This window comes from Chitinophaga agrisoli (genome assembly GCF_008386695.1).
Taxonomy (GTDB): Bacteria; Bacteroidota; Bacteroidia; order Chitinophagales; family Chitinophagaceae; genus Chitinophaga; species Chitinophaga agrisoli.
On sequence record NZ_VUOC01000002.1, the window covers coordinates 803,288 to 819,306 of the forward strand.

Annotated in this window: 14 protein-coding genes; 9 read left to right on the top strand and 5 right to left on the bottom strand. The window is 50.7% G+C overall.

Translation table 11 applies throughout. The features are described 5' to 3' along the window. The first annotated feature begins 2 nt into the window (after window positions 1-2). From F0L74_RS10600 to F0L74_RS10635, 8 genes are all read left to right on the top strand, one after another. A complete protein-coding gene (locus tag F0L74_RS10600; RefSeq protein ID WP_149837838.1) occupies window positions 3-620 on the top strand; it encodes a hypothetical protein in 618 nt (205 codons plus the stop codon). Between the two features lie 79 nt (window positions 621-699). After that, window positions 700-1,566: a methylated-DNA--[protein]-cysteine S-methyltransferase gene (locus F0L74_RS10605; RefSeq protein ID WP_149837839.1), complete on the top strand. Its 867-nt coding sequence runs from the start codon at window positions 700-702 to the stop codon at window positions 1,564-1,566. Window positions 1,567-1,660: 94 nt separating this feature from the next. Then, window positions 1,661-2,227, top strand: coding sequence for a toxin-antitoxin system YwqK family antitoxin (locus tag F0L74_RS10610; RefSeq protein WP_149837840.1), 567 nt, complete (start codon window positions 1,661-1,663; stop codon window positions 2,225-2,227). A gap of 296 nt (window positions 2,228-2,523) precedes the next feature. Then, entirely contained in the window at window positions 2,524-3,471 is a 948-nt protein-coding gene (locus F0L74_RS10615; RefSeq protein ID WP_149837841.1) for a hypothetical protein, read from the top strand. A gap of 599 nt (window positions 3,472-4,070) precedes the next feature. Then, entirely contained in the window at window positions 4,071-5,315 is a 1,245-nt protein-coding gene (locus tag F0L74_RS10620; RefSeq protein WP_149837842.1) for a GAF domain-containing sensor histidine kinase, read from the top strand. A 64-nt stretch (window positions 5,316-5,379) separates the two neighbouring features. Then, entirely contained in the window at window positions 5,380-6,018 is a 639-nt protein-coding gene (locus F0L74_RS10625) for a hypothetical protein (protein WP_149837843.1), read from the top strand. A gap of 80 nt (window positions 6,019-6,098) precedes the next feature. Beyond that, window positions 6,099-6,986 (top strand): alpha/beta fold hydrolase, encoded by an 888-nt coding sequence (locus tag F0L74_RS10630; protein ID WP_149837844.1) that lies wholly within the window; start codon window positions 6,099-6,101, stop codon window positions 6,984-6,986. A gap of 44 nt (window positions 6,987-7,030) precedes the next feature. After that, window positions 7,031-8,266: a DEAD/DEAH box helicase gene (locus tag F0L74_RS10635; protein ID WP_149837845.1), complete on the top strand. Its 1,236-nt coding sequence runs from the start codon at window positions 7,031-7,033 to the stop codon at window positions 8,264-8,266. Window positions 8,267-8,270: 4 nt separating this feature from the next. Here the strand turns inward: F0L74_RS10635 and F0L74_RS10640 are convergent, their stop codons facing one another. Further along, complete coding sequence (locus F0L74_RS10640; protein WP_149837846.1) at window positions 8,271-8,807, bottom strand: pyridoxamine 5'-phosphate oxidase family protein; 537 nt, start codon at window positions 8,805-8,807, stop codon at window positions 8,271-8,273. Between the two features lie 93 nt (window positions 8,808-8,900). Between F0L74_RS10640 and F0L74_RS10645 the strand changes: the two genes are divergently transcribed. Next, the gene (locus F0L74_RS10645; RefSeq protein WP_149837847.1) at window positions 8,901-9,737 is read left to right on the top strand and encodes a glycoside hydrolase family 16 protein; all 837 of its coding nucleotides are present in this window, start codon (window positions 8,901-8,903) and stop codon (window positions 9,735-9,737) included. Between the two features lie 12 nt (window positions 9,738-9,749). Here F0L74_RS10645 and F0L74_RS10650 read toward each other — a convergent pair whose 3' ends face one another. The 4 genes from F0L74_RS10650 to F0L74_RS10665 all read right to left on the bottom strand — a co-directional run bounded on the left by F0L74_RS10650 (window position 9,750) and on the right by F0L74_RS10665 (window position 16,000). Then, window positions 9,750-11,804, bottom strand: coding sequence for a M1 family metallopeptidase (locus F0L74_RS10650; RefSeq protein ID WP_149837848.1), 2,055 nt, complete (start codon window positions 11,802-11,804; stop codon window positions 9,750-9,752). A gap of 111 nt (window positions 11,805-11,915) precedes the next feature. Further along, complete coding sequence (locus tag F0L74_RS10655) at window positions 11,916-12,641, bottom strand: SDR family NAD(P)-dependent oxidoreductase (protein ID WP_149837849.1); 726 nt, start codon at window positions 12,639-12,641, stop codon at window positions 11,916-11,918. 37 nt (window positions 12,642-12,678) lie between these two features. Then, on the bottom strand, window positions 12,679-15,030 hold the full coding sequence (locus F0L74_RS10660) for a hypothetical protein (RefSeq protein ID WP_149837850.1): 2,352 nt from the start codon (window positions 15,028-15,030) through the stop codon (window positions 12,679-12,681). Then, window positions 14,987-16,000 carry a hypothetical protein gene (locus F0L74_RS10665; protein WP_149837851.1) on the bottom strand — a complete coding sequence of 338 codons (1,014 nt, stop codon included), beginning with the start codon at window positions 15,998-16,000 and terminating at the stop codon, window positions 14,987-14,989. The genes F0L74_RS10660 and F0L74_RS10665 overlap by 44 nt, the downstream gene beginning before the upstream one ends. Window positions 16,001-16,019 lie beyond the last annotated feature (19 nt).

Here is a 16,019-nt window from a genome sequence, read left to right on the forward strand (position 1 = left end):
CGATGCTGCAAAACAGGATTGATCCCTGGGGAAACATTATATACACGCCTGCGCGTGGCGCATGGATGGGCAACCGCGGCATCCTGCACGATGAGCGTAAGACCATTCTCCGCCCCTTCCTGTTAAAGGCCTGGATCACGTGTAAGCTATCCTTTAATGGCAGGAAGCGGCAGGTAATGATGCCGCATCGTTATACAGAGCTCTTTTTCCTGGATGAAGCAACGGCATTTGCTGCAGGCCACCGGCCTTGTTTTGAGTGCCGCAGGCAGGATCACAACCGGTTTAAAGCCCATTGGTTAAAAGGCAACCCGGAATATGGATTCAATGATCGTACCTCCATCCAGGAAGTAGACAAGCTATTGCATACGGAGCGGATAGGGCGTGACAGGTCGAAGATCACGTTTACAACAGCCGCGGATGAGCTGCCGGATGGCGCTATGATCCTGCTCAACGGCAACGCCCAACTGGTATATGGTCAATCCCTCCATCAATGGACGCCTTTTGGATATGAAAAAACGGCCCATCTGCCGGCCGGCAGTCATGTCACCGTGCTAACTCCCAGATCCGTTATAAACGCCTTTAAAGCCGGTTATATTCCCCAGATGGCTATCATCCCCTGAGCGCAAGAAACGGGTTGCCCACCGCAACAGACTATAGTAAATTTGTATACTGGCGTACAGCAAAATAAACCAGCGAAATATGCAAACGCAACAGGAACTCGATTATAACAGGATCGCGGAAGCCATTGAGTTTTTCCGGGATAATTTCAAATCGCAGCCTAAGCTGGAAGATGTGGCGCAACATGTGCACCTGAGCCCATTCCATTTTCAGCGGATGTTCCAGCGCTGGGCAGGCGTAACGCCTAAACAGTTCCTGCAATACCTGAGCGTGGAACATGCCAAGGATATACTAAAAAGCACCGGCGCCAGCCTGTTTGATACCGCTTTTGAAACCGGTCTTTCCGGCACGGGCAGGCTGCATGATCTGTTCATAAAGGTGGAAGGCATGACCCCTGGCGAATATAAAAACGGCGGCCTGGCCCTGCATATCAACTACTCCTTTGCAGATACGCCTTTTGGCAAAGCCATTGTGGCCTCTACCAACAAAGGCATCTGTCATATGGCTTTTGTGGATGAGGGAGAAGAAAAGGCGCTGGCACAGCTAAAAAGCCAGTTCCCTAATGCGTCCTATAGTCAGCTGGTGGATGCTATCCAGCAAAATGCCCTATTCATCTTTACCCAGGACTGGAACCGGCTGGATGAGATAAAGCTGCATCTTAAGGGAACTGATTTCCAGATCAAAGTATGGGAAGCCTTATTAAAAGTGCCCGCCGGCGGCTTAACTACCTATGGCAAGCTGGCCCAGGACGCGGGGTTTGCAGGCGCTTCCAGGGCGGTGGGCACTACCGTGGGTAATAACCCGGTAGCCTTTCTTATACCCTGTCACCGGGTTATCAAATCCAGCGGAGAGATTGGGCAATATCACTGGGGCAGCGTACGTAAAAACGCCATCATTGGGTGGGAGGCCGCCCTCCGGAATGGCGATCCATCAGAACAGGATAACTAAATGCTTGTCAGCCGCAGGTAGCCGGCGCTTTGTTTAACTGGCCTAAATTGTTACTTTGCGACTGGATATTATTCAACCATAAACCTAAAAACCTGTGAAAAAGATCATTCTGTTCATACTCATCATTGGCGCGGCCCAACTGGTACAGGCCCAAACCAATAAACGCGACGCCAAGCAACGCAAACAGGGCCCCTGGGTTGAACAGGTAGCGCCCCTGCGCGGCGAGCCTGGTTATACCTGGGAAGGCGCTTATAAAAATGACCGTAAAGAAGGCGTTTGGAAAAAATCTAACGAGATCGGCGATCTTATTGCCGAAGAAACCTTCCATAACGGCGTACTGGACGGCCCCTGCAAATACTACTATCCCAATGGCAAACTCAGCGCGGCAGGTAGTATGCTGGCAATGGATATTGAAGGCGAGGTAGACACAGTAACGGTCATTGATCCTGTTACACAGGAAGAATCCCGCGTGGAAGTAGTACGCAAAGGTAATTCCGTAAAACATGGCGAATGGCGCATGTGGGATGAAGATGGGAGCATGATAAAGGAGTTTTACAGCCGCGGAGAGATCACTACGGAAGAAAAAGCCAATCAGCGGAAGGCTACGGCGTCACCACTGCCGCATGAACAACAGGCCGCCACCAAAAAAGGAAAGCACTAAACCAATACAGGCTATGAGCGGGATATTTTTGCGCAACGGGTATCCCTTACCCGGTTGACTGAAATCTCCCCCTTATAGCTCCTAAGCCCCCCTCTTGTTAAAGCCCCTCATCAGCCACCCCAGCTGGTAATTTTTTTTGAACCTTATTTGCCCATCTATTGTTATTACTCTGCTATTACCTGTCATCACCTCAAGAAAACCATTTTTCTCATCACACATGATACACCTATCCTCACCGCCACCCATCTCATTCCGTATATTTTTCACTCTATTCAATCACCTACAAATTTTTGATTATGAAAAGGATTGTCTTGATCGGCAACAAATCCTGGGAAGTTGAACCTATCCTGAATGCCCTGCTGAACAGCAGGATGCGTCCGCAGACGCTCCCTGACCCAACTGTATTAAATTATCCCTGGACCTATCGGGCTGGTACGGCCCAACCGCGCGCCGTCTGGGACTCTTTCCAGCAGGTCACGATAGAGCTTTGGTGCATACAGGATATTATGGATAGCCAGTGGAACGCCTCCAGCTCCCAGGGCAAACATGAATGCCTGCCCAAGATCCTGCGTTACCGGCAGGAAGCGCCAGACCTGGTAGTGGCGCTGGGAACCGCCGCGCTGGGACTTGACAATGGCAATAATAACGGCTGCGTTAGCATGGGCAGCAATATCTTTATCCATAATTTCCATCCCAATGGAGAGAATCCTGAAAGCAAATGGGACGATCCCGCCCATTTTGAGAAAGTGCTGCCCTCCAGCATTCCGGCAGACTTTTTCGCACTCCTGGATACCACTACGGTGCAGGCGATAGAGGCCCGGTTGTTGAAGCCATACCTTAACCCCTCTGCCAATATCCAGGTAATGTCTGATAAGGATAATATCGGCGTAAGCGTAGTGAACATTACCAACTATGCTGATTATGCCACCTCTGACCAGACCGGGTTAAAAGTGCTGGCCGCTACCGGCAACAAATTGCCCGTAGGCTCTGTAGAAACCACCCATGGCGTGATACGCCTGTTATGCGATGCGCCTTTTGTATTTATCTCCGGCATTACGGACAGGGTGGGACATTTTGATGACGATGTAGATGGCAAGGATGCAAAAGGCAATGTAAAAACAGAAGCGCAGAATTTTACCGCCGCCTTTAACATCGGTATTTGCCTGGGAAACCTGATCCCGAAGATGGCCACCTTTATAACCGCCAGACATGTTAAACCAATAAAAACCGCCGTAGGCGCATAATAATAGCCGTACAATTAAAACAGGCCGGGCCCATATGCTCCGGCCTGTTTTTTTGGATAAAACGGTAAATAGCAATCAAAAAAGCCTGGTACCATGGATACGGACAGGGCAGGAGTCGAACCTGCAATTACTACACAATCATTGCCAGTGTGCTCGTCAGGTTAGCTGCCTGTGCGGGTAGAAATGCAGGAAAATCACCGCCTCACTGGTAAATTGGATCTGCATTAGCTATATAGTGCGTTGCCTTTTCGCCACCTGTTCGTATCTGGTTAGGACATGGTAACTAAATCATTGAGTGTAGATGATGTGGAGGTTTCACAGTAATGGTTATTTGTGTTTTTGAGATATTGTTTTCTATAGGAATGCCAACATATAACACCCTCAGCAGGCAAAATAGTTCACTTGAACCGGGAATATTTTTGTCTGAAAAACAGGCCAGTGGGGCAAATGGCACTCTTTTAGTAGTACTGGGAATAGGTCAGTCCTGCAAGGAATACACTAATCGTGGAGCGGCTACAATAGATGCATGAGGAATATAAAATTTTGGCCACCCGTTTTGTCATTAAAAGTTTGTAATTTAATAGCAACCCCCTTTTTATATGTCAGCAACAATAGCAATATCTGAACAACAATCGATGCAATGCCTGGTAGCTGCAGTACAGGAAATGTCGCTTGCCCGCAGCCTGGATTCGGTGATGCGCATTGTGCGCACGGCCGCCCGCCGCCTTACCGGCGCTGATGGCGCTACCTTTGTACTGCGCGACCACAACATGTGCTATTATGCGGACGAAGACGCCATTGCCCCGCTGTGGAAAGGCCAGCGTTTCCCGATGAGCATCTGCATCAGCGGCTGGAGCATGTTAAACCGGAGACCCGCCATTATAGAGGATATATACCAGGATAGCCGGATACCTGTTGACGCCTACCGCCCCACCTTTGTTAAAAGCCTGTTGATGGTGCCGGTCAGGAGTATGGACCCTATTGCCGCCATTGGCAATTACTGGGCGCATAAACATATCCCTTCTGAAGAAGAGATCAGCCTGCTGCAATCCCTGGCGGATATCACCGCCGTTAACATGGAGAACATACAGGTCTACAACGAGCTGGAACTACGGGTAAAGGAACGTACACAGGAGCTCATCGACTCCCTGGAGCGGGAAAAGAAGATGAACGCCGTCAAAAGCAGGATGGTATCCATGGCTTCCCATGAGCTCAAAACCCCGCTCACCACCATCCTCTCCAGTACCGACCTGCTAGAGTACCAGATAGGCGAAGATACAGAAGGCAAAAAAGCCAAACATATAGACCGGATCAAATCCAGCGCAAAACGCCTGACGGCCATGCTGAATGATTTCCTGGCCGCGGACCAGCTGGAGCAGGGAAAAGCAGAAACCTATCACGAAACATTTGATCTGGCCGCCTTCGCTGCAGAGATCACCGATGAGATAAGCGGCACGCTTAAAAGAGGCCAGAAACTGCGCCATATGCACGAAGGTGCCACAGAGATAGTGCAGGACAGAAAGATATTACGCCATATTCTACTGAACCTGCTTTCCAATGCCAGCAAATATTCAGGAGAGCATCAGCCCATAGACCTGCATACCGTGGTAACGCCCAGCCAGGTGACCATCAGCGTGAGGGATTATGGGATAGGTATTCCTTTGGAGGATCAGCAACGGATCTTCAGCGATTATTTCCGCGCCAGTAATGTATATGGCATACAAGGCACCGGCCTGGGGCTCAATATTGTAAAGTATTATACGGAGCTGCTGGGGGGCACGATCAGCTTTTACAGTACGCCCGGAGAGGGTACGAGTTTTAAATTGAGCTTTATGTTTGCTTAGCCACCACCGTAATTCTTTTCCCCGACAGTTACATCCCGGGACCGCATTACACTATATTTGCGGCATGTTAAAGCTTCCCATTACAGTACGTATACCCTCGGATGATGAGCTGGATTACCGGCCGGATATTGAAGAGATCCTTCAGAAAAGACGGCATGCCAAGATCCAGGAGGGTTATGTGCTTGAAATGAACGAAAACAAGCGTTTACCTTTCCGGTTCCAGGCGGCTGTCAACATTGATAATCCCCGTTTATGGAACTTGTTGCTGGCCCTGGCCGCCACCCTGCCGCAAAAAGTTAGCTGCGTATATGGGCTGCATGAAGAGGAAGCGGAAACAACCGCCCTGTTGCAAAAAGATTTTGTACTGGCGCAGCTGGAAAAATACCGCGAAGAGCTTACACAAGAATGCCGGCTGGAGTTTGGCCTGCTATTCCAAACAAAGGATCTACTGCTTGAACTGAGCGTAACGGAAAGCAAATATATCCGCTACTGGGGTGCGGAGCTGGAGCGTTTCCGGCTGCTGATGCAATCCTTTCACCTACCCCTTGTACCCGGACTGGCCTTCGTTGACGAATACCCCAAGATCGTAACGCCGTTAAGGGACCTGCGGCCAGCCGCCAAAGCGCCGGAAACCGTTATACATTACCTGGATCAGGCTTTCCAGGTAGACAGGCGGGCCTCAGACATGTATTACGATCAATAAGTTTTACAATCTTTTCTGCTGAATAGCGAAACTTTCCGCTATTTTTATTCCATCCATCAACCCTTATAACATTATATGTTATGAATAGGCCCGCGAACTTCTACGTCCTTTCTCTACTGTTGCTAATACTGTTTGCCTGTAATAACCCTGGCGCCAAAACACCTGCTACCCCGGCCGCTGAGCCGGTAAAAATTGATAACCAGGGGGTAAACATCGATTATACGGATAGTAGGACCGGGGATACTACCCTGCTCTTCCTCCATGGCTGGGGCATTAATCAAACCTACTGGAGCAACCAGGTAACAGCCTTTACACCCAGGTACCGGGTAGTAACCCTTGATCTGCCAGGCTTTGGCAAATCCGGTCAAAACAGGCAAAGCTGGACAATAGAAGATTATGGCAAAGACGTTACCGCGGTGCTTACCAAACTGGACCTGCGGAATGTGATCCTCATCGGGCATTCAATGAGCGGGGCTATTATAGTGGAAACGGCGTTAAACAACCCCACCCGGGTGATTGGCCTTATTGGCGTGGATAATTTTAAGAACATCGCTTATGTTGAAACGCCTGCGGACAAGGGAGAGGCAGATAAGTTCTACAACGCCGCCAGGGCCCATTACAAAGCCGTTGTTACGGAATACGGTAATCAGGCGCTGTTTGCGCCTTCAACGGATAGCCTTATCCGGCAAAGGGTGATAGCGGATATCAGCAATTCCGATTCTGTTATTGCCATGGAGGCCCTGGAAAAAGGGGACCGGTATCCGCTCCATGAAAAAGTGAAGGACCTGAAAAAGACCATTTATATGATCAACAGTGATGTTACGCCAACAGATACGGCGGCATTCAGGAAAGATAGCATCCGTTATTATCTGCTCAACATAGGCGCCACCGGGCATTATCCTATGGTGGAGAAGCCGGCGGAATTTAATACGCTGCTGCAGCATGCTATTGATAGGATAGGTCAATAGCCCCCCGCTGCACCCTCTGAAAAATAAATTACCTTTGTGGCCTCATGAAGTTCGAACAATACCGCATTGCGGAAGAAATTAAAAGAAGCCTGGAGGAATCGGGTTTTAAACGCCCTACCGATATACAATATAAGGCTATCCCGTCTATCCTTAGGGGGGACGATGTTTTGGCCATTGCACAAACCGGCACCGGTAAAACAGCCGCTTTTGCCATTCCCGTACTGCAGTTGCTGCACCAGCAACACCGTTCCCGCACTAAAGGCGAGGTAAAATGCCTTGTAATGGTGCCCACCCGGGAACTGGCCATCCAGATCTCAGATGTATTTAAACAGTTAGGTAAATATACCCGCGTGGATATTATGGGGCTTTTTGGCGGCGTAGAGCAGGAAGCGCAGATCAAAAAGCTGGATAAAGGCGTAGATGTGCTGATCGCTACCCCCGGCCGTATGTTCGACCTCATCAGCCAGGGACACCTGGACCTGAGCCATGTGCAGACCCTTATCCTGGATGAGGCGGACCATATGCTGGACCTGGGCTTTATCCGGGATATCCGCGATGTGATCCGCCATCTGCCCCGTCATCACCAGACGCTGTTCTTTTCCGCTACCATTGACGAGGAGATCAAGGACCTGGCCTATTCCATTGTCCGCAACCCCATCCGTATCCAGATATCGCCGGATGATCCGGTGTCAAAGAACGTAAGCCATGCCGTGGCCTTTGTGGAAATGGATGATAAACGTTTTTTCCTGGAAAGGCTGGTAAGGGAGTTCCCTGAAAATAAGATCCTGGTATTTGTGCGCACCAAGGTGCGGGCAGAAAGGGTGGCGGCCGCCATGGCGCGGGTAGAGATCAAAACCCTCAGTATGCACGGCGCCAAGGAACAGGATGACCGCCTGTCTGTTATGAACGAGTTTAAAAAAGGCGATATAAAAATACTGATCACCACAGATGTGAATGCGCGGGGTATCGATATCCCCAATGTAGATTACGTGGTGAACTACGACCTGCCGGACGAGCCGGAGAACTATGTGCACCGCGTAGGCCGTACCGGCCGCGGCGTGCAGAAAGGACAAGCCGTTTCCTTCTGCAGCCAGGAAGAAAAACCGGTATTGGAACAGATCCAGGCTTACCTGGGAAAAGAGATCTCGGTAATGAAAATAGACAAAGGCGACTACAGCCAAACCATTGCTTTTTCAGAAGAAACACCCAATGATAACTGGCAGCTGCTGCTGGACCAGCATGAAAAAAATATGAAGGAAAAGAAGCGTAAGAAAAAATAGGCAGCTACACATCCAGCGTTCCTTCCACAGAATCGTCCAGTGTTTTGCCCGTAACAGCGCCAACAATCTGCTTCGCAAACGCAACAATCTGTCCGTGTTTGGTATCCCAGTAATAACCGCTGGAGGGTACCACCCGGATCACGGTGATCCGGGGGTCATCTATCCCTTCCGTGAACCATGTTTTTATAAGGGGATTCCAGAGCTCCTTTATCTTTTCTTTATCCTGGCTAATGGAGGCCTGTCCGTAGATGGACATAAAATCAGAGTGATCACTGCCTTTGAACAACAGCTGCACGGCGGGGTCTGCCGCTATATCGCTGTTCTTCTCACTGTCTATTGCACTCAGGAACCAGCAGTTACCCATATCATCCACCTGAAGTATGGCCATGGGGCGGGTATTGAACTGCTCGCCTGTAGTGATGCGGGTACAGAAGAAACAGTTATCTGCTTTTTCTGCCAGTAGTCTTAATTTATCGAGGGCTGCGCCGCCCTGCAGGTTGTCCCGGTTGTCTTCGGGCTGCTGCCGGTTGATGCTATCCATGGGAAATGTTTACAATACCGCCTGAAAAATCATGCCAGCAGGGCATCATAAATTTTATATCTTAGACAGGAACCCTTATTCAATATCGCCCTCATGAAAAAGAACTGTTTATTGCTCCTGGTCCTCTTATTACATTCCTTCACCGTTTTATCACAGCAGGTTGATACGACCGGCGGTTATCACCTGGTATGGGCGGATGAGTTTGATAGCGAAGGAGCGCCGGATAGCGCACATTGGCGGCATGAAAATGGATTTGTGCGTAATCATGAACTGCAATGGTACCAGCCGCAGAACGCTTATTGCCGGAACGGGCTATTGCAGATAACCGCCAAACGGGAACATTTCCCCAATCCCGGTTATGCCGCGCAAAGCGATAACTGGAAAAACAACCGTGCTTTTGTTGATTATACATCTTCCAGCATTAATACCCGCGGCAGGCATGCCTGGTTATACGGCCGTTTTGTGATGCGTGCCCGTATAGATACGGGCCCTGGTTTGTGGCCCGCCTTCTGGACACTGGGAGTGAGCAGGCCCTGGCCTTCCAATGGGGAGATCGATATTATGGAATACTACCGCGGCATGCTGCTGGCCAATATTGCCTGCGGTACCGCTACGCCTTCCAAAGCAAAATGGTTTGATACCAAAACACCGCTAGACAGCCTGGGCGCTGGATGGAGCGCACAGTTCCATACCTGGCGTATGGACTGGGACCAACAATCTATCCGGCTGTATGTAGATGACCGGCTGCTGAACCAGGTATCGCTGGATCAGCTGGTAAACCAGGATGGCAGCCAGTTCAATCCTTTCACGCAACCGCATTATATATTACTGAACCTGGCAGTGGGCGGCGATAATGGCGGAGATCCCGCCACTACCACCTTTCCCAAGCAGTATGAGATAGATTATGTAAGGGTGTATCAAAAACAGTGACCACTACAGCATTTACTGCTTTTTTGGCCAGGTATTATTTTCCGCCTTACTGTCCGGCAACACAAAGTCCGGGTCATAGGTCACGGAGGAAATAGTTTCTGTAGACGGATACTTAAATGTCCAGCTGTTATTACGCTGCCAGATCTCTACCGGTAATTTGATCCGTTCTGTTTTGCCGCTCGTTGTCTTTATTTCCAGTATAACAGGCATGGCCATACGCGCCAGGTTGCTGATAGTGATCAACGCGCCATGGGCAGGATCGTTGTCCACGTATGTTACTGTATCCACTGCTACATCCAGCGTCCAGGTATGGGTGAACCATCCTCTCCAGAACCACTCCAGGTTTTCGCCGGCAGCATTTTCCATGGTACGGAAAAAATCATCCGGTGTGGGATGTTTGAATGCCCAGCGTTTAATGTAGGTCTTAAAAGCAAAGTCAAACCGCTCAGGGCCCAGCACTTGTTCACGCAGCAGTTTAAGGCCCCAGGCGGGCTTGTTATACAACAGGGCGCCTATATCGCCTTCCGGCATGTTACCAGGGCTGCTGGTGATGGGACCATACCGTGTATAAGCGGAGCCGTTAGAAGAAGCATTACGCTGCTGCTTCATCTGTTTAATAGCGGCCGTATCTTCCGCCTTCTGCTGGTTGTTGATAAAAGTATTAAAGCCTTCGTCCATCCAACCGTACAGGCGCTCGTTAGAGCCTACGATCATAGGGAACCAGGTATGTCCAAACTCATGGTCTAATATAAAGCCAAGATTGGCAAAAGGCACTTTTCTGCCGGCGCAGAAAACAATACCGGGATACTCCATTCCCATGGGCGTACCGCCAACATTCACAGCAGCGGGATAAGGATACGGGTACCACCTGGAAGAATAATACTCCACGGATCTTTTTATCATGGCGGTGGATTTGTCCCAGGCGATCTCCAGCCCTTCTTCCGCATAAGCGGAAACAGCCATTGCCTTTTTGCCGCCGGGCAGGTTAAGCCTGGCCGCATCCAGTATAAAGGAGGAAGAGGCGCCCCAGGAGGCATCGCGGGAATTTTTGATACGGAAATGCCAGGTAAGCTCCTTTTTGCCGGCGGGGCGGGAAGCGGGATCTGTTACTTCTTCCGCCGTACGGATCATCACTGTCTCGTCGCTTTTAGCTGCCTGCGCCCAGCGCTGCTGCTGTTGCGGCGTAAACACTTCCTGGGGATTCAGCAGTTCGCCGGAGCATACCACCATGTCCTTTGCGGGCGCAGTGATATGTATGTCAAAATCCCCGTACTCCAGGTAAAACTCTGCCGGTCCGGAATAGGGAACGGTATTCCAGCCATATACATCATCAAACACGCACATGCGGGGGTACCACTGTGCTATGGTAAATACCTTGCCGTTTTTGGCAGGCATAATGCCCATGCGGTCAGACCCATAATCCGGCGATATAAAGGAGTACACGATCTTCAGCTTCACCACGCCGCCTTTGGGCGCTACGGCTTTGTCCAGGAATACCTGCATACGGGTATCATTGATCAGGAACTGCAGGTTCTGCGGCGCTGCACCCGGCGTGCTGCCTATCAGCTGCACTGACTTAATCTTATAGCCGGCGTCAAAATGCTGCTCATGCCCGGCGTTACGGCTGCCGGTAACGGGTACAATAGCGCTGCCGCGGGAATCGTCCCGGAACAGGTTCTGATCCAGCTGCATCCATAGGAAATCCAGCTTAAAAGGGCTGTTGTTGGTATAAGTAAGGATCTCCGTACCGGTGATCTCGTTAGTCTCTTCATGCAACGCAGCGTCCAGTTGATAGTCTGCGCGGTTCTGCCAGTAATCCGGCCCCGGTTCTCCGTTAGCGGCGCGGTAGGTGTTGCCGTTGTTCGTGTAGAAAAAGTTAGCGAACGTCTCCTTATAATCGTATTTCTCAGGAGGGTTCAGGATGTCCAGCAGCTCCATCAGGTTTAACTGCGGGGCAGCGGCGGCCTTATGTGGCGTGGTATCCGGCTTAGCGGGCGTTTGTGCGCCTGCTGTAATGCCCCCGGCCAGTAAAGCTATTAAAGCGCCGGTCTTTTTGATGTTCTTCATTGTTTGCTTTTGCTTTTATGCTTAGATCTTGTTGCTATGTTTATGCGTATAGGAGATCCGTTCCACGGATCATGGATGCAACATTACAGCAGGTCAATGGGTAAGATGATCTTATGGCAGCTTAGCTACCAGTTTTTCCGGCATCCATTTCAGCGCGGTATAGATGAGTTTCCATTTAAAACCGGGTACGATGGTAAAGGCCGTTCCGGCATTCACCACGGCCCTGGCAATAAAGGCGGGCTCCAGCATCAGGGACTCCGGCAGGTCTAAACCTGCCGTCATTTTGCTGCGGATGTAGCCGGCCACGATCACATTTACGGTGATCCGGCGGCTAAAAAGATATTGCCGCAGCCCAGCCAGGTATTGTGTAAAAGCGGCTTTAGTACTGCCGTAGATGAAATTGCTCTTGCGCCCCCTTACGCCTGACAGGGAAGACAGGCCTATGATCCGCTCCAGCCGGTCATTGTCTTTATCCATGGCAATGATGTTAAGGATGGATACGGCGCCGGCATAGTGCACCTGCATCATCCGGAAGCTGCCTTCAAAATCCAGCAGGGCTGCTTCATTGTTCTTCAGATATCCTGCTGCATACACGACAATATGCGGTTTTTCCGGCAGTGCCGTGTAAAAGCCGGCGTGGCTGCTACAGTCAGCGGCGTCAAAATAACAGACGGTCACCCGGTCTTTTTCCGGTACCTGCGCCTGTACAAAGGCATGCAGCTCCCCGGTGCTGCGGGAGGCGGCGATCACGCGGTAGCCTTTGGCAAGGTATTGCAGTATGGCCGCTTTGGCCACATCGGAATTAGCGCCCAGCACCAGGACGGTTTTGCTTTGCATGCAACAGGTTTAGAAGGGTAAAGATATTATTGCCGGCTCATTGTTTTTGCACAAAATCGCGCAGGTACCCGCATTCCTGTAATCTTTCCTTATAAAAGGCGGTATTACTATAGTCTTTTACCAGCTGGGGGAAATAAGGGTTCTTATAGATAGCCGGGCTCCACCACTCCTCCTTATCCGCCAGGGTTATATGTTTTTGGGCGCAGCGGGCCGCCATATACAGCGCTTTTGCCTTAAACTCCGGATCGGTAGCGGCATCTGCGGCCTTTTTATAATATTCCTCCGCACCGTAGCAGCCAAAATATTCCCGCAGGAAAGGCGTACGCTCATGTTCCGGGCCATACCACCAGGTACTGGGGCGGTAGCTGGCTGAAAACTGGTAGGAATGGCCATAATAAGAGATGCTGAATAAACCTGTGGCGTATTGATAATACACCTGCGGTGAAGCCTTGCCTTTTTTTATCTGTTTTTCCATGTCTGCCATGCGGGTGGCATATTCCAGCTCGCTCATACCGTTACGGATAGAGTCCCGGTCTTCATATCCAAAATCTTCCAGCTGCTCCTGGAACACAGTTTCGGAGATCCGTGTGCTGCCGCTGCGTTTGAACCAGGTAACAGCATTATCAAAATCATGCTCGCGTACATAGTTGATGGCAATAGCCTCTCCTATCTGGCGCTCTGTCATGCGCAAATGGTTGCAGAGATATTGTTCAAAAGGCGTTTTACCCTTACGCTTATAAAAGTCTGATAAGGCCAGCAGCTGAGCACTTTGCATGCTGTCTTCAATAAAGCCTTGAGCGCTTTGTATGTACCAGCTGTTATAGCCACCGGTTACGCTATCCCGCTTGGCCAGTATGAGGGCCTTACGCACTATATCGCCTTGCTGGCCATAACGGGGCGCTATCAGCTGATCCAGCAGGTCGCGGTAAGCGCGTTGGTAAAAAGCGCTGTTTATCCACTTATTATTGCTGGGTGCATCCCAATAACTCCAGCGGTCCTCTTCGGTTTTGGGCAGCTTGGTATCCAGCCATTTAAAAGAGGCCAGTAACTGCTGCTCATAGGCTTTGTCTATACGCGGCTGCTCATTGATATTCAGCAGCAGCTGTATCATCTGCCATTGGTCCTGCTGGTCGGGCTGGGTTATGTGTGGTTTTGCAGCGGCAAGACGGGCATGGGCGCCGGCAAAGTCTTTTTGCATAAAGGAAAGATAGGCGGAAGTGATCTGCCATAGCGCAGGGTCCTTTACCTTGCCCAATGCGGCAATACTGTCCGTAAGCGTTTGCATGGACTTTACCACCGCTGTATGCAGGCCGGTGCCGGTAGACCAATAGTTAGGCTGTCCGGTAATATTAATGGTTGTTTGCAGGTAACCCTCTTCTATTTTATTCACCTCCCGTGCCAGCAGCACTTCCAGCATGGGCGAAGCAGGATCCAGCCGGTATACCTCCCGGATGCCGCTTTCATCCGCCTCTACTGTTCTGGCGGCATACATGGCGGCAACGGTGGCCTTTTCTGTATTATCCTTGCACTGGCGTAATACCGCGAGCTTATCAACCCCGGTCCAGCCGGTGTTCACATAAGTCAGGGTACGCTGTGAGGGCGCACCTTCAAATACACGGGAAAACCAGTAGGCGCTTTCAGGGCGGTTACCGGTACGTAACAGGGCGCCTGCTTTCAGGGCCAGCGCCTTGTAATGGATAAGGGACGAGGACTGGATTGGTGCGGCCAGTGAATCATAATAATGGATAGCCGTTTCAAAGTTTTTGCTGTAATGCGCCATACGGACAGCCTGGAAAGCAAAACGTTCCCTGATATGCGGGTCCTTGCAGGCATTATATAACTGCAACCCGTTACGGGCCAGGCGCATTTTAACAGCAGAATCGGGCGCCGGCATGGACCATACCTCTTCATTGGCACTGTGGTCCTCACATTGTTTGGCATACATGAGGTAACCCAATGTTTCCAGGTCCTTACTGCTGATGAAATACCGGGTAAGGGTATTATTGTTTACGCTGTCCGGGGCCTGCATGGCAGCCCCTTTATCAATGTATTTATACAAAGCCGCCATCTGTGAGCGGTCGTACGTGTAAATGAAGGTACGGATGTCAGCCTCCGTTACCTTGCCGCCCTTACCGGAAAAGAAGCTTTCCCATTCCCGGAGGTTGGCGGCTTCTTCCGGCTCATCCAACCCATAAAATATGGAAATGGGGGCATAGTAGAACGCCGCAAACCCTTTGTCGCTGCTAATGTTAGGGTTATAAAAGCTCGTGAAATAATCATAAGGGTCCGGCTCCGGGCCGCAGGAGAATACGTACACCGTTTCTGCAAAAAAGCAGGCCAGCAGGCTAACGAAGAATATTGTAAGTTTTTTCCAGTTCAGATAGCGCATATTTGGAAAGGATATTTTCATCTAAGTGATAGAATATTACAACCGGGTCACGGTCCTGGCAGCGGGCAGACAGGTAATGGGCGGTTTCTTCCAGCAGCGCCGGCGTACAATTCTCATAACGTACCTCATCTCCCATATGCAGCGCATAACCATTCATCACGGTATCTTTTATTACGGTATAGAGCTGCCCGCTCTTATGCCGGAAAACCTGGCGGCTATGGAAGCTGTTCTCATCCAGGTTGCGCAGCAGGCCGGCGTAATTATGCTGCCGGAATAATACGCTCCAGCTGAACAGCGGTAAAGCCAGGTCTAAAGATAACGGATACTGCTTTATCCTGTTATTACCGGTATAGGCCTTCATATCCTCCATATTCAGGATGGAGTTATGCTCCCCGTACTGGCGCAGGTTACCCATATTATAACACATCAGCAGCCCCTTATCCGCCGGCGGCACCCCGCTGCTGGCCAGGAACTTGAGCTGGTGTAAACGGATGGTAACGGAAAGCTGCCGGCCGTGGAGAAAAGGCTGCTGCCGGAACGCCTGCAGGAAAGCAAAATACGGCTGCCGGCTATTGCGGGTCCAGTCACAGTCTATCTGTACCTCCGGCGCCTGTTGCGGGCTCATTTGGGAGAGCAACCTGGCTACCTGTGCTGCCAGGGTATCAGGTTGCACCTGCGGCCACACATCGTTCATAATAAATACGGTAGGGATGATCTCCATGCCGGCAGGAAAGGCGCTACGCTGATCCAGCCGGGCAATGGGTATCGCGGTATGTTTATCGCCCGCGAGGGCTACATCAAATAATTTAACGTACAGCCGGTGGGTGTGCAGGGCTTCCAGGGTATGCAGCACCGTAGTATCCGGCGCATAGCGCTGTTTCCAGTAATAAAAGCCCCGGGTAATGGTGCGGGGCGGCCTGGTGCAGGACAGACAACCTATTAAAAGGCATATGGGTAACCACCGGTTCATTCTCCGCAAAATTGCGGCA